Consider the following 15631-nt stretch of genomic DNA (forward strand, 5'->3'; position numbering starts at 1 on the left):
GGCGCCAGTGATCTGGGGCTCTCGGCGACGTACTCGTGGTCGTTGGGGGCGCTCTGGCCCGATGACCCGCGGCTTGAGTGCGTTGAGTCGAGCCGCGGCCGTGGCGTGGCGCCGATCGTTGCAACTGCGGGTTGTGGCGCTGACGCTCGGACTCTCGCTGGCCGTGATCCTGGCGCTTGGTTTCGTGCTGACCAGCCAGGTAACCAACCGGGTGCTCGATATCAAGCTCAAGGCCGCCATCGACCAGACTGAGCGGGCGCGAAACACCGTCAGCGGCATCGTCAATGGCGAAGAGACCCGCTCGCTGGACAGCAGCCTGCAGCTCGCGCGCAACACCCTGACCTCCAAAACCGATCCCGCCTCCGGTACCAGCCAGGCCGGTGCGTTCGATGCGGTGCTGATGGTCCCGGGTGACGGGCCGCGCGCTGCCTCCACGGCCGGACCCGTCGACCAGGTGCCCGCCGCGTTGCGTGGTTTCGTCAAGGCCGGCCAGGCCGCGTATCAGTACGCCACGGTGCACACCGACGGCTTCTCCGGGCCGGCGCTGGTTGTCGGTACGCCGACGTCGTCGCGGGTGGCCAACCTGGAGCTGTATCTGATCTTCCCGCTGGCCAACGAGCAGGCCACCATCGCGCTGGTGCGCGGCACCATGGCAACGGGAAGCCTGGTGCTGCTGGTCCTGCTATCCGGTATCGCGCTGCTGGTGTCGCGCCAGGTCGTGGTGCCGGTGCGGTCGGCGTCGCGGATCGCCGAACGGTTCGCCGAGGGGCATCTGTCCGAACGGATGCCGGTGCGCGGCGAAGACGACATGGCCCGGTTGGCGTTGTCGTTCAACGACATGGCGGAGAGTTTGTCCCGCCAGATCACCCAGCTCGAGGAGTTCGGCAACCTGCAGCGCCGCTTCACCTCCGACGTCAGCCACGAACTGCGTACCCCGCTGACCACGGTGCGCATGGCCGCCGACTTGATCTACGACCACAGCGCCGACCTGGACCCGACGTTGCGCCGGTCCACCGAGCTGATGGTCAACGAGCTGGACCGGTTCGAGTCGCTGCTCAACGACCTGCTGGAGATCTCCCGGCACGACGCCGGGGTGGCGGAGCTGTCGGTGGAGGCGGTCGACCTGCGCACCACCGTCAGGAACGCCCTGGGCAACGTGGGGCACCTGGCCGAGGAGGCTGGTATCGAGTTGCTGGTGGAGTTGCCGGCCCACGAAGTGATCGCCGAGGTCGACGCGCGCCGGGTAGAACGGATACTGCGCAATCTGATTGCCAACGCCATCGACCACGCCGAGCACAAACCGGTGCGCATTCGGATGGGCGCCGACGAGGACACGGTGGCGGTCACGGTGCGCGACTACGGGGTGGGGCTGCGGCCCGGTGAGGAGAAACTGGTGTTCAGCCGGTTCTGGCGCGCCGATCCCTCGCGGGTGCGGCGTTCCGGAGGCACCGGGCTGGGTCTGGCGATCAGCATCGAGGACGCGCGGCTGCACCAGGGCCGGCTGGAAGCCTGGGGGGAACCCGGCCAGGGCTCCTGCTTCCGGCTGACGCTGCCGCTGGTGCGCGGCCACAAGGTGACCACCAGCCCGCTGCCCATGAAACCGATCCCGCAACCCGTCCCACAGCCGAACGCGCCAGATCAGAAAGATCGGCATCACCAGCGTGAACCCGCGGAGTGGAGCGGTTGATGCGACGGATCCGGGCGATCCGGGCGAGTACAGCCCTGTTGTTCGTGGCCGCGCTGCTCGGCGGCTGCGCGAGCGTACCCAGTTCGTCGGCGCCGCAAGCCATCGGCACCGTCGAGCGTCCGGCGCCGTCGAACCTGCCCAAGCCGACCCCGGGCATGGATCCGGACGTGCTGCTGCGCGAATTCCTCAAGGCCACCGCCGACCCCGCGAACCGGCATCTGGCAGCACGCCAGTTCCTTACCCAGTCGGCATCCAACGCCTGGGACGACGCCGGCAGCGCCCTGCTGATCGACCACGTCGTCTTCGTCGAAACCCGTGGTGCAGAACGTGTTTCGGCGACCATGCGGGCAGATATCCTGGGTTCGCTCTCCGATGTCGGGGTCTTCGAGACCGCCGAGGGCCAGCTGCCGGATCCGGGCCCGATCGAATTGGTCAAGACGTCCGGTGGCTGGCGCATCGACCGGCTGCCCAACGGGGTTTTCCTGGACTGGCAGCAGTTCCAGGCGACCTACAAGCGCAACACCTTGTACTTCGCCGACCCGACCGGCAAGACCGTGGTTCCCGATCCGCGCTACGTCGCGGTGTCCGATCACGACCAGCTGGCCACCGAGTTGGTGTCCAAGCTGCTGTCGGGGCCGCGTCCGGAGATGACCCACACGGTGCGCAACCTGCTGGCTCCGCCGCTGCGGCTGCGCGGTCCGGTAACCCGTGCCGACGGCGGCAAGAGCGGCATCGGCAAGGGGTACGGCGGGGCGCGCATCGACCTGGAGAAGCTGTCCACCACCGATCCGCACAGCAGGCAATTGCTTGCCGCCCAGATCATTTGGACGCTGGCCCGAGCCGACATCAGAGGGCCGTATGTGATCAACGCCGACGGCGCCCCGCTCGACGACAGGTTTGCCGAAGGATGGAACACCTCCGACGTCGCCGCCACCGACCCGGGGGTGGCCGATGGTGCCGGCGCGGGCCTGCACGCCCTGGTGGGCGGTTCATTGGTGGCGCTGGACGGACAGCGGATCACCACCATGCCGGGTGCCTTCGGACGGATGGGCGACCAGACCGGGGCAGCACTGTCTCGCAGTGGCCGCCAGGTGGCCTCGGTGGTGACGCTGCGGCGTGGCGCCCCCGATGTGGCGGCCTCCTTGTGGATCGGCGACCTCGGCGGCGAGGCGGTCCAGTCGGCCGACGGCCATAATCTTTCGCGGCCCAGCTGGTCGCTTGACGACGCGGTGTGGGTGGTCGTCGACACCAACATCGTGCTGCGGGCGATCCAGGAAACCGCGTCGGGACAACCGGCGCGGATCCCGGTGGATTCCACCGCGGTGTCCAGTCGCTTTCCGGGCGCGATCACCGACCTGCAGCTGTCTCGTGACGGGACGCGCGCCGCGATGGTGATCGACGGGCAGGTGATCCTCGCCGGTGTCGAGCAGACCCAGGCCGGTCAGTTCGCCCTCACCTATCCGCGACGGCTGGGGTTCGGGCTGGGCACCTCGGTGGTGTCATTGTCCTGGCGAACCGGCGACGACATCGTGGTGACCCGCAACGATGCGACGCATCCGGTGTCCTATGTGAACCTCGACGGGGTCAACTCCGACGCCCCGGCCAGGGGTTTGCAGATACCGCTGTTCGCCATCGCCGCCAATCCCTCGACGGTGTACGTCGCCGCCCCGCAAGGGGTGCTGATGTATTCGGCGTCGACCGCTGAGGGTCAACAGGGCTGGGCGGAGGTTCCGGGCCTGATGGTGGCGGGGGCGGCGCCGGTGTTGCCGGGATGAGTGCTGGGCTGGGCTGATCTCACCGGCTACCCTCGCAGTGAGGAGGCGCTTGTCGATGTCGCCCAGAGTTCCTTTCCTGCGTTGGGACGATCCGTTCCGCGCCCTCGACATGCTGGCCTCGTTGTGGTCGTCGACCGGGTTGCCGTCGGTGAGCGCGGGAGCCGCCCAAGCGGTTGCCATGCCATATCGCACCTTGTTCATGACGCTGCAGCAGCTGCTCGTCGACAAGGAAGTCACGGTGCGCATCGGCGGCGACGATGTGGTGCTGACCGTGACCGAGCTGGACGCCGAGCTCGACCCGCAGGGGCTGCCCGTCGGTCAGCTCGGCGAGGTCCGCGTCGCCGCACGCGACGTCAGGTGGGATCAGCACCACCTCCAAACCGCGGTCGCCGTCCTGCGCAACGTGCACATCCGTCCGGGCGTGCCCCCGCTGGTGGTAGCGGCTCCGGCCCGGTTGTCGTCGGTGCTGTCGGCGGACATCTTCGACGATGTGCTGCGGCAGGTGGCTCCGCAGCTGCGCAGTGAGCTACGCGGGGACGGGACCGCCCGGCTGCGCTGGGCACGCCGGCCCGGTTGGGGCGGGGTGGAAGTGGACGCCGACGTGGTGGGCACGACGTTGTGGCTGCGCCCGCGCGCCGTGATCACCGGGCACCGGCGGTGGCCCCTGCCGATCCGGGTCCCCGCGTACCAGGTGCCGCTGCCCAGGCTGCCGCATGGACTGCTGCTGACCGACGTCGATCTTGGCCCGGATTCGCTGCACCTGTCCGCTCTGCTGCCGGAGTGGCGAATGGAGTTGCCGCTGCGGCATCTCGAGGATCTGATCACCCGATTGAGCCAGGGGGCGCTCAGCTTCACCTGGCCTTCGTTGCTGCGGGGCTCGGACTGACCGGCGGCGGGGTGGCTCGGTCGTTCCAGGTCGTTCCAGGTCGTTCCAGATCTACCGAATTTGCCGAAACGGCATCCCGATGCCGCGCACCGGCGACTCACCGCGGGATCCCGCGTGGCCGACAATGCGTGGGTTCGGCGCGGCGGCGAACGTGACAAACGTTCCCTAAGTCACTAAGTCACTATTTGGGAAATTCTGGATCACGACGCGGCTGGTGCGCCGTATCGGTTCGGCAACCAATACGTCTTGATCTAGGCAAGGATTCGGCGCACCGATACGGTTCCCCATTGCCGCGGTATTCGCGGGCGGCTTGGGCAGGAATGAACGGAGTTGGCGTTGCGGCTTGTTGATCGATGCTGCGTTGCAGTAGCTGCCGGCGCGGGGTTGTGCGGCGGCGCCGCGCTTGCGTTCAGTGCTGGTGCGCAGGCCGCTCCATTGCCGACCGGCGGTCCGACGTGCCTGGAGCAGCTTGCCGCGCTCGGTTCCGCACCGCCGATGGCCGCAGTGCCGGTGGTGCTGCCCGGTCCGCCGGTGGCAGGAGCTGTGCCTCTCGCGCCCGTCGTGCCGGTGGTGCCGGCTGCGCCCGTGGTTCCGGTGGTGCCGGCTGCGCCCGTCGTGCCGGTGGTGCCGGCTGCGCCCGTGGTTCCGGTGGTGCCGGCTGCGCCGGCCGCGCCCGTCGTGCCGGTGGTGCCGGTTGCGCCCGTCGTGCCGGCCGGCGGGGCCGCTGCACCAGCCGACGCTGCCCATGGTGCCGCTCCGATCGTGATGACGGCCGGCACGGGTAAGGGTGCGCTGACCGATCCGGCTGCGCCGACACCCGGACCGGTGGTTCTGCCCGGCCCGCCGGCGCCGGTGGTTCTGCCCGGCCCGCCGGCGCCGGTGGCAGCGGCGCTACCCCAGGCGCCCATCGCGGCTGTTCTGGCGGGGTCGTCGACACCGCTTCCGGCTTGCGCGGCTGGTGCCGCACCAGGGCCCGCTGCGCAGTAACGTCAGCATCTGCCCGCACCGGCCCCGTATCAGGGGATCACCGGGTCTACTTCCTTTTCGTCTGCCGGAACCCCTTCCTGGACGATGACGGGGTCGCCGACGTTGACCGTGTTGAAGTACCACTCGGCGTCGGTGGGGCTCAGGCTGATGCAGCCATGGCTCACATTCTCAACCCCCATTGACCGGATCGCCCACGGGGCCGAATGCACATAGAGGCCGCGGCTGGTGATCCGGACGGCGTAGTCCACCGGGAGCCGATAACCGTCGGCGTCGTCGACGGGGATGCCGACCGAGCTCGAATCCATAATCACTGTGCGATCTTTGGAGATCACGTGGTAGGTGCCGACGGGAGTCTCGAACTCGGGCCTGCCCATCGAGGCCGGCAGGACTCCTTCTTCTCCCCAGTGCGGCCGGTGGTGCGGCGTTGGTAGCGGCGGCGCCCCCGTTCCCGCCGGGACTCCGTCGATGCTCACGGTGAAGGTGTGCTTCGCGATGTCGGCAACGCCTACGACGGCCGGACCCGTTTCGAAGTTCGTATGCAGCCCGCCCACCGAGAGCGCCACGGTGCTGTGCGCCGGCCAGAATCGGTCGGGGACCCATTGCACAACGTTGTCGTCCAGCCACTCGAACTTGCCGGTACGGGCGGGCGCCGATTTTACGTCGATCGCGCGCTCCACCGCCTGCCGATCGGCTACGGGGTTGCCGAACGTGATCACCACCGGATGCGCCACCCCCACCACCGCCCCGCGCGTGGGCAAGACGGCGGCGATGCCGACGTTGCCGCCCGAACTGTTCACCGCCATCAGCGTTACGCCGGTTCGCCCGGCGAACACCGTCACGGTGATGCTGATTACCACCAGAAGAGACCGTATTGCCGCCCGCATCGCTCTCGCCGGACACCTTTCGGATCGGTAATCAGTCGTTGTCGCTGGTCGATGGTATGGCCGCGTCGACGGGTGAATGTGACAGCGCGCCTTGGCATGTCGGTCAGGTTTTGGTTACAGGTCGGTCTCCACTCGGCACGGTTTGTCGGCTCCCACCGCCACACTGACACCGTGCTCGATCTCGTCCTGCCGCTGCAGTGCGGCGGCTGCGGTGTGCCGGCGACCCGGTGGTGCACCGGCTGCTCCGCGGAGCTCTTTGTGGCGGCCGATCAACCGCACGTCGTGAACCCGCGGGTGGACCCCCGGGTCCCGGTGTTCGCTCTCGGGCGCTACGCCGGCGCCCGCCGTCAGGCGATCCTGGCCTTGAAGGAACACGGTCGCCGCGACCTGGTCGTACCGCTGGCGAGGGCACTGGCCGTGGGTATCCACCGCCTGCTGTCCTGGGGGGTCGTCGATGCCCCGCTGACCCTGGTGCCCGCGCCCACTCGGCGTTCGGCGGCGCGTCGGCGCGGGGGCGACCCGGTGACCCGCATCGCCGCTGCGGCGGTGGCCGCCCATCCCGGCATCACGGTCGTCCAGGCGTTACGACTGAAAGGGTTGGTCCGCGACTCGGTGGGTCTGGGCACGTCGGCGCGCGAGCGCAACATCGCCGGCCGAGTGCTGCTGCGAGGCCGGCGCCTGTGCGCCGAAGTCGTGATCGTCGACGATGTCGTCACCACCGGGGCGACGGCGCGGGAGTCGGTCCAGGCCCTGCAGGCCGCCGGGATACGGGTGGTCGCTGTGTTGGCGATCGCGGCGGCATGACGAGCTTTCGCCGGTCTCCTGCCCGTGCGAAACGTCCGGGATAAGAACTCCGCAAAAGGCTGGCCGATTCGCTGGCACCGTGGGGTGAACACAGGCTAACGTCGAGATCAGATTCAGACTTACCGGCAAGGCTCACGGTCGCGATACCCAGGTTTTTAAGGTTTTGCAGGTCGAAGACAGGTCCAAGCACTAACCGCGGTAGGAGGTGAGTAATCGGCACCTTGCTCCGGCGGGCAGCCTGCGGCGGTGACTTCACGAAAATCCGCTCCAACCCCCGTCGGCGCGTAACCGAAGGCCCGGCACGCAAGGCGCGTGCGACGTGAAAAGAGAAACGAGTTGTCACGAATGTCAAGGCTCACCGTGGATTCCGACCAGATTGTGGATCAGGCGCCGGCCGAAACCGATGAACAGGCGGAACCGCAAGCGACCGCCGAGATTGTGTTCAAAGGCCGCAATGTCGAGATTCCCGACCACTTCCGCATCTACGTTTCGCAGAAGCTCGCTCGCTTGGAACGTTTCGACCGGACCATCTACCTGTTCGACGTCGAACTCGACCATGAACGCAACCGTCGCCAACGCAAATCCTGTCAGCGAGTGGAGGTAACCGCTCGCGGCCGGGGACCCGTTGTCCGCGGCGAGGCCTGCGCCGACAGCTTCTACGCCGCCCTCGAGTCCGCCGTCGGCAAACTGGAGAACCGGCTGCGCCGCAGCAAAGACCGCCGCAAAGTTCACTACGGCGACAAGACCCCCGTGTCGCTGGCCGAGGCCACCGCGGCGGCCCCGCCACCGGAAAGGGCCTTCGACGCGGAGCCGGCCGAGCCACACGAGCATGACGGCGCCGAACTGGATCACGAACCGGGACGCATCGTCCGCGTCAAGGAACACCCGGCCAAGCCGATGTCGGTGGACGACGCGCTCTACGAGATGGAGCTTGTCGGACACGACTTCTTCTTGTTCTTCGACAAGCAGACCGAGCGGCCCACCGTCGTCTACCGCCGGCACGCCTACGACTATGGCTTGATCCGGCTGGCTTGATCCGGCTGGCTCGAGGATCGGCGGCCAATACCACGGCGTCACCTACGATGGGAGTCGCCTAATCGAAGAAGACTCCTACCCACAAGGGACATAGCTGTGCTGTCGAAGTTGCTGCGCCTTGGTGAAGGTCGCATGGTCAAGCGCCTCAGGAAGGTGGCCGACTACGTCAACACGTTGTCGGACGACGTCGAGAAGCTCACCGACGCCGAGCTGAGAGCCAAGACCGACGAGTTCAAGCGGCGCCTGGCCGACGAGGAAAACCCGGAAACCCTCGACGACCTGCTACCCGAAGCGTTCGCCGTCGCCCGCGAGGCCGCCTGGCGGGTGCTCGACCAGCGACCCTTCGACGTCCAGGTGATGGGTGCGGCCGCCCTGCACCTGGGCTACGTCGCCGAGATGAAGACCGGTGAAGGCAAGACCCTGACCTGCGTGCTGCCCGCCTACCTCAACGCGCTGGCCGGCAAGGGCGTGCACATCGTGACCGTCAACGACTACCTGGCCAAACGCGACAGCGAGTGGATGGGTCGCGTGCACCGTTTCCTGGGCCTGGACGTCGGCGTCATCCTCGCCCAGATGACCCCCGACCAGCGTCGGGTGGCCTACAACGCCGACATCACCTACGGCACCAACAACGAGTTCGGCTTCGACTACCTGCGTGACAACATGGCCCACTCGCTCGACGACCTGGTGCAGCGCGGGCACAACTTCGCCATCGTCGACGAGGTCGACTCCATCCTGATCGACGAGGCCCGCACCCCGCTGATCATCTCCGGTCCCGCCGACGGCGCCTCGAACTGGTACGTCGAGTTCGCCCGGCTGGCGCCGCTGATGGAAAAGGACACCCACTACGAGGTCGACCTGCGCAAACGCACCGTCGGTGTGCACGAGAAGGGCGTGGAGTTCGTCGAAGACCAGCTCGGCATCGACAACCTCTACGAGGCCGCCAACTCGCCGCTGGTCAGCTACCTCAACAACGCGCTGAAGGCCAAGGAGCTGTTCAACCGCGACAAGGACTACATCGTCCGCGACGGCGAGGTGCTCATCGTCGACGAGTTCACCGGCCGCGTGCTCTACGGGCGCCGCTACAACGAGGGCATGCATCAGGCCATCGAGGCCAAGGAGCACGTCGAGATCAAGGCCGAGAACCAGACGCTGGCCACCATCACGCTGCAGAACTACTTCCGGCTCTACGACAAGCTCGCCGGCATGACCGGCACCGCGCAGACCGAGGCGGCCGAGCTGCACGAGATCTACAAGCTCGGAGTGGCATCCATCCCGACCAACAAGCCGATGATCCGCACCGACTGTTCCGACCTCATCTACAAGACCGAGGAAGCCAAATACGTCGCCGTGGTCGACGACGTCGCCGAGCGCTATGAAAAGGGCCAACCGGTGCTGATCGGCACCACCAGCGTGGAGCGCTCCGAGTACCTGTCGCGGCAATTCACCAAGCGACGCATTCCGCACAACGTCCTCAACGCCAAATACCACGAACAGGAGGCGGGCATCGTCGCCGTCGCGGGCCGCCGCGGCGGCATCACCGTCGCCACCAACATGGCCGGCCGTGGCACCGACATCGTGCTGGGCGGCAACGTCGACTTCCTCACCGACCAGCGGCTGCGCGAGCGCGGCCTGGATCCGGTGGAGACGCCCGATGAGTACGAGGCCGCCTGGCACCAGGAACTGCCCAAGGTCAAGAAGGAGGCCGGCAAAGAGGCTGCCGAAGTGATCGAGGCCGGCGGTCTCTACGTGCTGGGTACCGAACGCCACGAGTCCCGGCGCATCGACAACCAGTTGCGTGGTCGTTCCGGCCGGCAGGGCGACCCGGGCGAGTCCCGCTTCTACCTGTCGCTGGGCGACGAGCTGATGCGCCGGTTCAACGGCGCGGCCCTGGAAGCCTTGTTGACGAGGCTGAACCTGCCCGACGACGTGCCCATCGAGGCCAAGATGGTCACCCGGGCCATCAAGAGCGCCCAGACCCAGGTCGAGCAGCAGAACTTCGAGATCAGAAAGAACGTCCTCAAATACGACGAGGTGATGAACCAGCAGCGCAAGGTGGTCTACGCCGAGCGGCGCCGGATCCTCGAGGGCGAGAACCTCAAAGAGCAGGCGTTGGACATGGTCCGCGACGTGATCACCGCCTACGTCAACGGCGCCACCGCCGAAGGCTACGCCGAGGATTGGGACCTGGATGCGCTGTGGACGGCGCTCAAGACGCTGTACCCGGTCGGGATCGACCACGAGTCGCTGACCCGTCATGACACCGACTCCGAGCGTGACGACCTCACCCGCGAGGAGTTGCTCGAAGCGCTGCGGGCCGATGCCGAACGTGCTTACGCCGCAAGGGAAGCCGAACTCGAGGAACTTGCCGGTGAGGGCGCGATGCGCCAGCTGGAGCGCAACGTGCTGCTCAACGTGATCGACCGAAAGTGGCGCGAGCACCTCTACGAGATGGACTACCTCAAAGAGGGCATCGGGCTGCGGGCGATGGCCCAGCGCGACCCGCTGGTGGAGTACCAGCGCGAGGGCTACGACATGTTCATGGCCATGCTCGAAGGCATGAAGGAGGAATCGGTCGGGTTCCTGTTCAACGTCACGGTGGAGGCGGTCCCGGCGCCGCAGGTCGAGGTCGCTCCGGTCGAAGAACCAGAAGACCTGGCGGAGTTCGCCACCGCGGCGGCGGCTGCCGCCCAGCAGCGTGGCAGCGGCGCAGCGGTGCCTGAGGAGGCTCCAAGTAAGTTGCGCGCCAAGGGTATTGAGGATGAATCACCCGCGCTGACGTACTCCGGCCCGTCCGAGGACGGCTCGGCGCAGGTGCAGCGCAACGGGGGCGGCGCGCAGAAGACGCCGGCCGGGGTGCCGGCCGGCGCCAGCCGGCGGGAACGGCGCGAAGCCGCGCGCCGGCAAGGTCGCGGCCCCAAGCCGCCGAAATCGGTGAAGAAGCGCTAGCGGGCCAGCGCGCTTTTCAGGAAGCCGAGCTGGTCGGCCAGCGCCTGCCGCTGCCAACGACCTTCATAGACGTCGAAGTGATCGACCGGGTACTCGCGCAGTTGCCCTAGCGGCCCCGCTTTCCTGGCGGTGCGCCGGGCCGCGGCGGCGGGTGCGACCCGGTCGTTGGTACCCAGCTGCACCAGGATCGGCGACCGCAGCCGCCGCGCGAAACCGGTGGCCCGGTTGAATCCGATCTCCAGCGCCGTACGCGCGCACACCTCGTTTCGCCAGGTCGGTCCGGCCATCGAGGTGTATGCCTCCGCGGCGCCGGGGGTGCTGATGATCGCGACCGATCCGGGTCGGGCCACCACCGGAATCCGGTGCGGCGCACGGTTGGTGAGGGCACGGGCGCCGTCACGCAAGCCGTGCGCGGCGGTGCGCATCAGCTGACCCGGGCCGGCGTAACGGACCAGCTGCACCAGGGCGGCCAGTCCGTCGGTGGCCGGGGTCATCGACACCGCTGCGGCGATGCGGGGGTCCTGCGCGGCGACCGCGACGACGTGGCCCCCGGAATACGACGTGCCCCACACCGCGATCCTGGCCGGGTCCACGCCGGGCAGCTGCCGGGCGGCCGCAATCGCCGCGTGGTAGTCCTGGCGTTGCCGCCGGAACGAAACATGTTGGCGGGGACTGCCTTCCGAGTCGCCGAAGCCGCGATAGTCGAACACCAGCGCGTCGATGCCGGCGTCGGCGAATGCCCCGGCGTAGTTGAGCAGGCCGGTGTCACGGGTGCCGGCGAAACCGTGCGCCATCACGATGGCGGGCCGGCCGGCCGGGCCCGTCATCGCCTCCGAGCGGGCCGGAATATGCCATGCGGCGCAGCTGACGCCGTGGCTGGGGAAGGTGAGGTTCTTCATGTCGTGCTGCCCGATCACGAAGCAAGCCGGGCGGCCTGGTGGACGGAGAACTCCAGGGCCGGATCCGTCACCGGACCCCGGCGCAGCCGCTCGACATCCTTCTCGTAGGCCATCTGGACCGTCCAGGGACCGCTGGTGCCGCCGCGCGGGAACTTCGCGATCGCGCGCTGGACGTACCCGGAACTCATGTCCAGCAGCGGCACCCGCTGCATGTGCGGATCGCGCAGCACCGGTTCGACGGTGTGGTAGCCGTGCGCGTCCATGTGGTCGAGCAGTCGGCAGAAGTGTTCGCAGACCAGGTCCACCTTGAGCGTCCAGGAGATGTTGGTGTAGCCGAGTGCGAACACGAGGTTGGGCACCCCGCTAAGCATCATCGACTTGTAGACCGTGGTGTCAGGCAGGTTCACCGGTTGACCGTCGACGTCGAGGTGCACCTTTCCGAACGGCAGCATGTTGAGGCCGGTCGCGGTGACGATGATGTCTGCGGCCAACTCCTGACCCGATTCCAGCAGGATGCCGGTCTCGGTGAACCGGTCGATCCGGTCGGTGACCACCGAAGCCTGCCCGGCCGAGATCGCCTTGAACAGGTCGCCGTCGGGCACCATGCACAGCCGCTGATCCCACGGGCTGTAACGCGGCGTGAAGTGGGTGTCGACGTCGAAATCCTTGGGCAGTTGCCGGCGCACGTTGGCGATCAGCAACCTGCGCATCAACTTGGGGGCGCGCTGGCATGCCTGGTAAATCCCCCGGTTGAGCATGACGTTCTTGCGTCGGATGATCCGGTGGGCGCGCCGGGGGCCGACCACCTTGTTCAGCACGTTGGCGATCGCGTCCTCGGCGGGTATCGAGAACACGTAGCTCGGCGAGCGTTGCAGCATGGTGATATGCGCGGCCTTGCCGGCCATCGAGGGGATCAGGGTGACGGCCGTGGCGCCGCTGCCGATGACCACGACGCGCTTGCCGGTGTAGTCGAGATCCTGCGGCCAGTGCTGAGGGTGGACGATCTGGCCGGCGAAATCCTCGACGCCGTGGAATTCGGGAGTGAAGCCGGCTTCGTAGTCGTAGTAACCGGTGCCCAGAAACAGGAATCGCGCGCTGAATTGCACCGTCTCGTCGCTGCCCGTATGGCGTGCGGTGACCGTCCACAGCCCCTCCGGCGAGGAGAACTGCGCATCGAGCACCCGGTAGCCGAAACGGATGTGCTCCCCGAGCCGGTTCTCGGTGACGGTCTGGCGCAGGTAGTCCATGATGATGTGCCCGTCGGCGATCGCTTTGCGGTGTGTCCACGGCTTGAACCCGTAGCCGAAGCTGGGCATGTCGGAATCCGACCGGATGCCGGGGTACTGGAACAGACTCCATGTGCCGCCGATCGACTCGCGACCTTCCAGGACCGCGAACGTGGTGCCGGGCCGGTAGGTCTTGAGGTGGTATGCGGCGCCGATACCGGAAATACCGGCACCCACGATCAGCACGTCGAAGTGTGTGTTGGCGGTCATAGAGGGCTCCTGTCGCGGTTGACGATGCGAATCACGCTATGGCCGCGAGCCGTCGGACACTATGTGTAGCCGTCGCTACTTTCAAGACTTATATGTGCGATGGCACACTTACAAAATGGCTGGGATATCGGTACCACCGGCGGTGGTCGAGCTCATCGGTGACGTTGCCGACCTGATGCTGAACGACATCGATCACATCGTCGCCGAGATGGATGCCGCGGTGGTCGAGATCGCACCCGTGATGGGGGCCGATGCCGCGATAGCCGCCGAGATGTCGGCGAGCAACCGCGCCAACGCCGTGCGCCTGCTCACCGCACTTGCCCGACGCGACGGCAGGGGCGCACCGGCCGACGTGCCACCCGAGGCGCTGGACGTGGTGCGCACCGTCGTGCGTCGCGGCATCGACCTGGATGTCATCTTCCAGGCGTATCGGCGCGGACAGAACGTCGCATGGCAGCGTTTCCTGGTCTACGCCGCTCAAGTCGTCGCGCCCGGCCCGGAACTCGTGGAGTTGCTGGAGGTGACCTCACAGCTGATGTTCTCCTACGTCGACCAGGTGATAGGCCGCGTCATCGCCGACGCGCAACACGAGCGCGAGGAACTTCTCGGCGGCGCGATGGCACGGCGTACCGAGACGGTCCGCTTGATCCTCGACGGTGCGCCGATCGATCGCCGCCGCGCCGGTGAGCGCCTGGGGTACGAACTCGACCGTCGTCACACGGCGCTGGTGCTGTGGGCAGAACCCCGCGGCGAAATCCAGGGCGTATTGGAGTCCGCCGCAACTTTGCTGGCACGAGCCGCCCGGGCGCGGCCGCCGCTGACGCTGCCGTCGGGAACCGCGACCTTGTGGGCGTGGCTGGGCACCAACGCAACCCCTGCCCTGGACGCGTTACGCGACGCGATTGGCTCGGCGGATCCCACCGTCCGAGTCGCGGTGGGCCCCACGCAACCCGGAATCACCGGCTTTCGCCGGTCGCACGCCGCCGCGTTGGTCATCCAGCGGCTGCTCAGCGGCCACCCCGGCGGCGAGCGCATCGCGTTCCACCGTGACCTCGAAGTCACCGCGTTGGCTGCCCAAAACCAGTACCAGGCAGCCGAATTCGTCGCCACCACACTGGGCCCGCTCGCGGCGGACACCCCCGGTGCGGCTCGGTTGCGTGAGACCTTGCGGGTGTTCCTCGACGAAGCCGAAAACGCGCCGCGCGCCGGCATTCGTCTGCATACTCACCGCAATACGGTCCTGCAGCGGGTCGCGCGCGCGACCGAACTGCTTGGCCACCCTCCCGGCGAGCGCCGGCTCGCCGTCGAACTCGCTCTCGAACTCGCCCACCACATCGGCCCGCGGGTCCTGGCCAGGCCCTGATCCGTCGTCAGAGCTGTCGACTGATGCAGCGTATCGACAAAACGACGTTGGATCGTCGGCGCTCCTGATTACGATGCAGTGGGTCCCGGGCCGCGCGGTTTCCTGGCGAGAGGTCAGACGATGAGCGCCACATCGAGTTCGCCGGTCGACAAGGCTCCTGCCCGCCACCGCACTGCTCCCGGCGACAAGCAGGTGCCGAACATCCTTTCTGGCCAAAGAACGCCAGGGTTTTGCGCCGCTGACCAGCCGCCGTCAGCCCTCATCGGCCGCGGTACTGTTGGTCGCGTCATTCGGCGCCTTCCTTGCTTTCCTTGACTCGACCATCGTCAACATCGCATTCCCGGACATCCAGAGATCTTTCCCGACCTATGACCTCGGCGCCTTGTCCTGGATCCTCAACGGTTACAACATCGTCTTCGCGGCCTTCCCGGTGGCGGCGGGCACCCTCTACCGGGCATACCTGCTCAAAGAGCAACTCCGCGAGGTCTTTCGGATCAAAGGCAACTACGGGCGGCAGCTGTTGGCCGGGTGGTTGTCGTGGGCGTCGCACTCGCGTATCCCCGAGTTCGTCGCGCTGGCCCGCAGCATTCGCCGCCACCGCGACCTGATCTGCAACACCCTCGACCACGGGCTGTCGAACGCCCGGTCCGAGGCCACCAACACTCACCTGCGGGCATTGCGTTGCGCCCAAACTTCCTGGTCAGCGAACCCACGGAAACGTCACAAGAGTAGAAACATTTGAATCGTCCCGGGTTTCGTGCGCACTTCCTTTCTTGGGAAGGATGGCACGATGCCAAGCAAGTACGACGAGAACACCAAGGCCAAGGCGGTCCGATTGGTCCGTGAGCATGCCGACGACTACGACT

The 15631-nt window shown here is 67.3% G+C and carries 12 protein-coding genes and 1 pseudogene; 10 read left to right on the top strand and 3 right to left on the bottom strand.

The window, feature by feature from the left end:
• Window positions 1-7: 7 nt before the first annotated feature.
• The 4 genes from mtrB to EET03_RS32325 all read left to right on the top strand — a co-directional run bounded on the left by mtrB (window position 8) and on the right by EET03_RS32325 (window position 5335).
• The gene (mtrB, locus tag EET03_RS05620; protein WP_063468930.1) at window positions 8-1687 is read left to right on the top strand and encodes an MtrAB system histidine kinase MtrB; all 1680 of its coding nucleotides are present in this window, start codon (window positions 8-10) and stop codon (window positions 1685-1687) included.
• The gene (gene lpqB, locus EET03_RS05625; RefSeq protein ID WP_075544238.1) at window positions 1687-3462 is read left to right on the top strand and encodes an MtrAB system accessory lipoprotein LpqB; all 1776 of its coding nucleotides are present in this window, start codon (window positions 1687-1689) and stop codon (window positions 3460-3462) included. Before mtrB ends, lpqB begins: the two co-directional genes overlap by 1 nt.
• A gap of 55 nt (window positions 3463-3517) precedes the next feature.
• The gene (locus EET03_RS05630) at window positions 3518-4348 is read left to right on the top strand and encodes a DUF2993 domain-containing protein (protein WP_075544228.1); all 831 of its coding nucleotides are present in this window, start codon (window positions 3518-3520) and stop codon (window positions 4346-4348) included.
• Between the two features lie 336 nt (window positions 4349-4684).
• Complete coding sequence (locus EET03_RS32325; protein ID WP_208649004.1) at window positions 4685-5335, top strand: hypothetical protein; 651 nt, start codon at window positions 4685-4687, stop codon at window positions 5333-5335.
• A gap of 29 nt (window positions 5336-5364) precedes the next feature.
• Here the strand turns inward: EET03_RS32325 and EET03_RS05640 are convergent, their stop codons facing one another.
• Window positions 5365-6219, bottom strand: a complete 855-nt coding sequence (locus tag EET03_RS05640; protein ID WP_075544226.1) for a L,D-transpeptidase — start codon at window positions 6217-6219, stop codon at window positions 5365-5367.
• Window positions 6220-6390: 171 nt separating this feature from the next.
• Between EET03_RS05640 and EET03_RS05645 the strand changes: the two genes are divergently transcribed.
• From EET03_RS05645 to secA, 3 genes are all read left to right on the top strand, one after another.
• Entirely contained in the window at window positions 6391-7023 is a 633-nt protein-coding gene (locus tag EET03_RS05645) for a ComF family protein (protein WP_075544237.1), read from the top strand.
• 345 nt (window positions 7024-7368) lie between these two features.
• Complete coding sequence (gene hpf / locus EET03_RS05650; RefSeq protein ID WP_075544225.1) at window positions 7369-8058, top strand: ribosome hibernation-promoting factor, HPF/YfiA family; 690 nt, start codon at window positions 7369-7371, stop codon at window positions 8056-8058.
• Between the two features lie 96 nt (window positions 8059-8154).
• A complete protein-coding gene (gene secA, locus EET03_RS05655; RefSeq protein WP_075544224.1) occupies window positions 8155-11007 on the top strand; it encodes a preprotein translocase subunit SecA in 2853 nt (950 codons plus the stop codon).
• Here the strand turns inward: secA and EET03_RS05660 are convergent.
• Both EET03_RS05660 and EET03_RS05665 read right to left on the bottom strand, forming a co-directional pair.
• Window positions 11004-11906 (bottom strand): alpha/beta hydrolase, encoded by a 903-nt coding sequence (locus EET03_RS05660; RefSeq protein WP_063468947.1) that lies wholly within the window; start codon window positions 11904-11906, stop codon window positions 11004-11006. The genes secA and EET03_RS05660 overlap by 4 nt on opposite strands.
• 14 nt (window positions 11907-11920) lie before the next feature.
• Window positions 11921-13402, bottom strand: coding sequence for a flavin-containing monooxygenase (locus tag EET03_RS05665; protein WP_075544223.1), 1482 nt, complete (start codon window positions 13400-13402; stop codon window positions 11921-11923).
• A gap of 115 nt (window positions 13403-13517) precedes the next feature.
• Between EET03_RS05665 and EET03_RS05670 the strand changes: the two genes are divergently transcribed.
• The 3 genes and pseudogenes from EET03_RS05670 to EET03_RS30705 all read left to right on the top strand — a co-directional run bounded on the left by EET03_RS05670 (window position 13518) and on the right by EET03_RS30705 (window position 15507).
• The gene (locus tag EET03_RS05670) at window positions 13518-14765 is read left to right on the top strand and encodes a PucR family transcriptional regulator (protein ID WP_075544222.1); all 1248 of its coding nucleotides are present in this window, start codon (window positions 13518-13520) and stop codon (window positions 14763-14765) included.
• Between the two features lie 208 nt (window positions 14766-14973).
• Window positions 14974-15213 (top strand): annotated as a pseudogene (locus tag EET03_RS31210) (hypothetical protein); the annotation flags it as partial.
• Window positions 15196-15507 (top strand): transposase, encoded by a 312-nt coding sequence (locus tag EET03_RS30705; RefSeq protein WP_244232253.1) that lies wholly within the window; start codon window positions 15196-15198, stop codon window positions 15505-15507. The pseudogene EET03_RS31210 and the gene EET03_RS30705, both read left to right, overlap by 18 nt.
• Window positions 15508-15631 lie beyond the last annotated feature (124 nt).

It is taken from the genome of Mycobacterium innocens, assembly GCF_900566055.1.
Lineage (GTDB): Bacteria > Actinomycetota > Actinomycetes > Mycobacteriales > Mycobacteriaceae > Mycobacterium > Mycobacterium innocens.

What these genes read in the sequence shown, in the direction of transcription:
- lpqB (WP_075544238.1), top strand. Translation starts at nt 1,687, where the DNA reads ATGCGACGGATCCGGGCGATCCGGGCGAGTACAGCCCTGTTGTTCGTG.
- EET03_RS05630 (WP_075544228.1), top strand. Translation starts at nt 3,518, where the DNA reads ATGTCGCCCAGAGTTCCTTTCCTGCGTTGGGACGATCCGTTCCGCGCC.
- EET03_RS05640 (WP_075544226.1), bottom strand. Translation starts at nt 6,219, where the DNA reads ATGCGGGCGGCAATACGGTCTCTTCTGGTGGTAATCAGCATCACCGTG.
- hpf (WP_075544225.1), top strand. Translation starts at nt 7,369, where the DNA reads ATGTCAAGGCTCACCGTGGATTCCGACCAGATTGTGGATCAGGCGCCG.
- EET03_RS05660 (WP_063468947.1), bottom strand. Translation starts at nt 11,906, where the DNA reads ATGAAGAACCTCACCTTCCCCAGCCACGGCGTCAGCTGCGCCGCATGG.
- EET03_RS05665 (WP_075544223.1), bottom strand. Translation starts at nt 13,402, where the DNA reads ATGACCGCCAACACACACTTCGACGTGCTGATCGTGGGTGCCGGTATT.
- EET03_RS05670 (WP_075544222.1), top strand. Translation starts at nt 13,518, where the DNA reads ATGGCTGGGATATCGGTACCACCGGCGGTGGTCGAGCTCATCGGTGAC.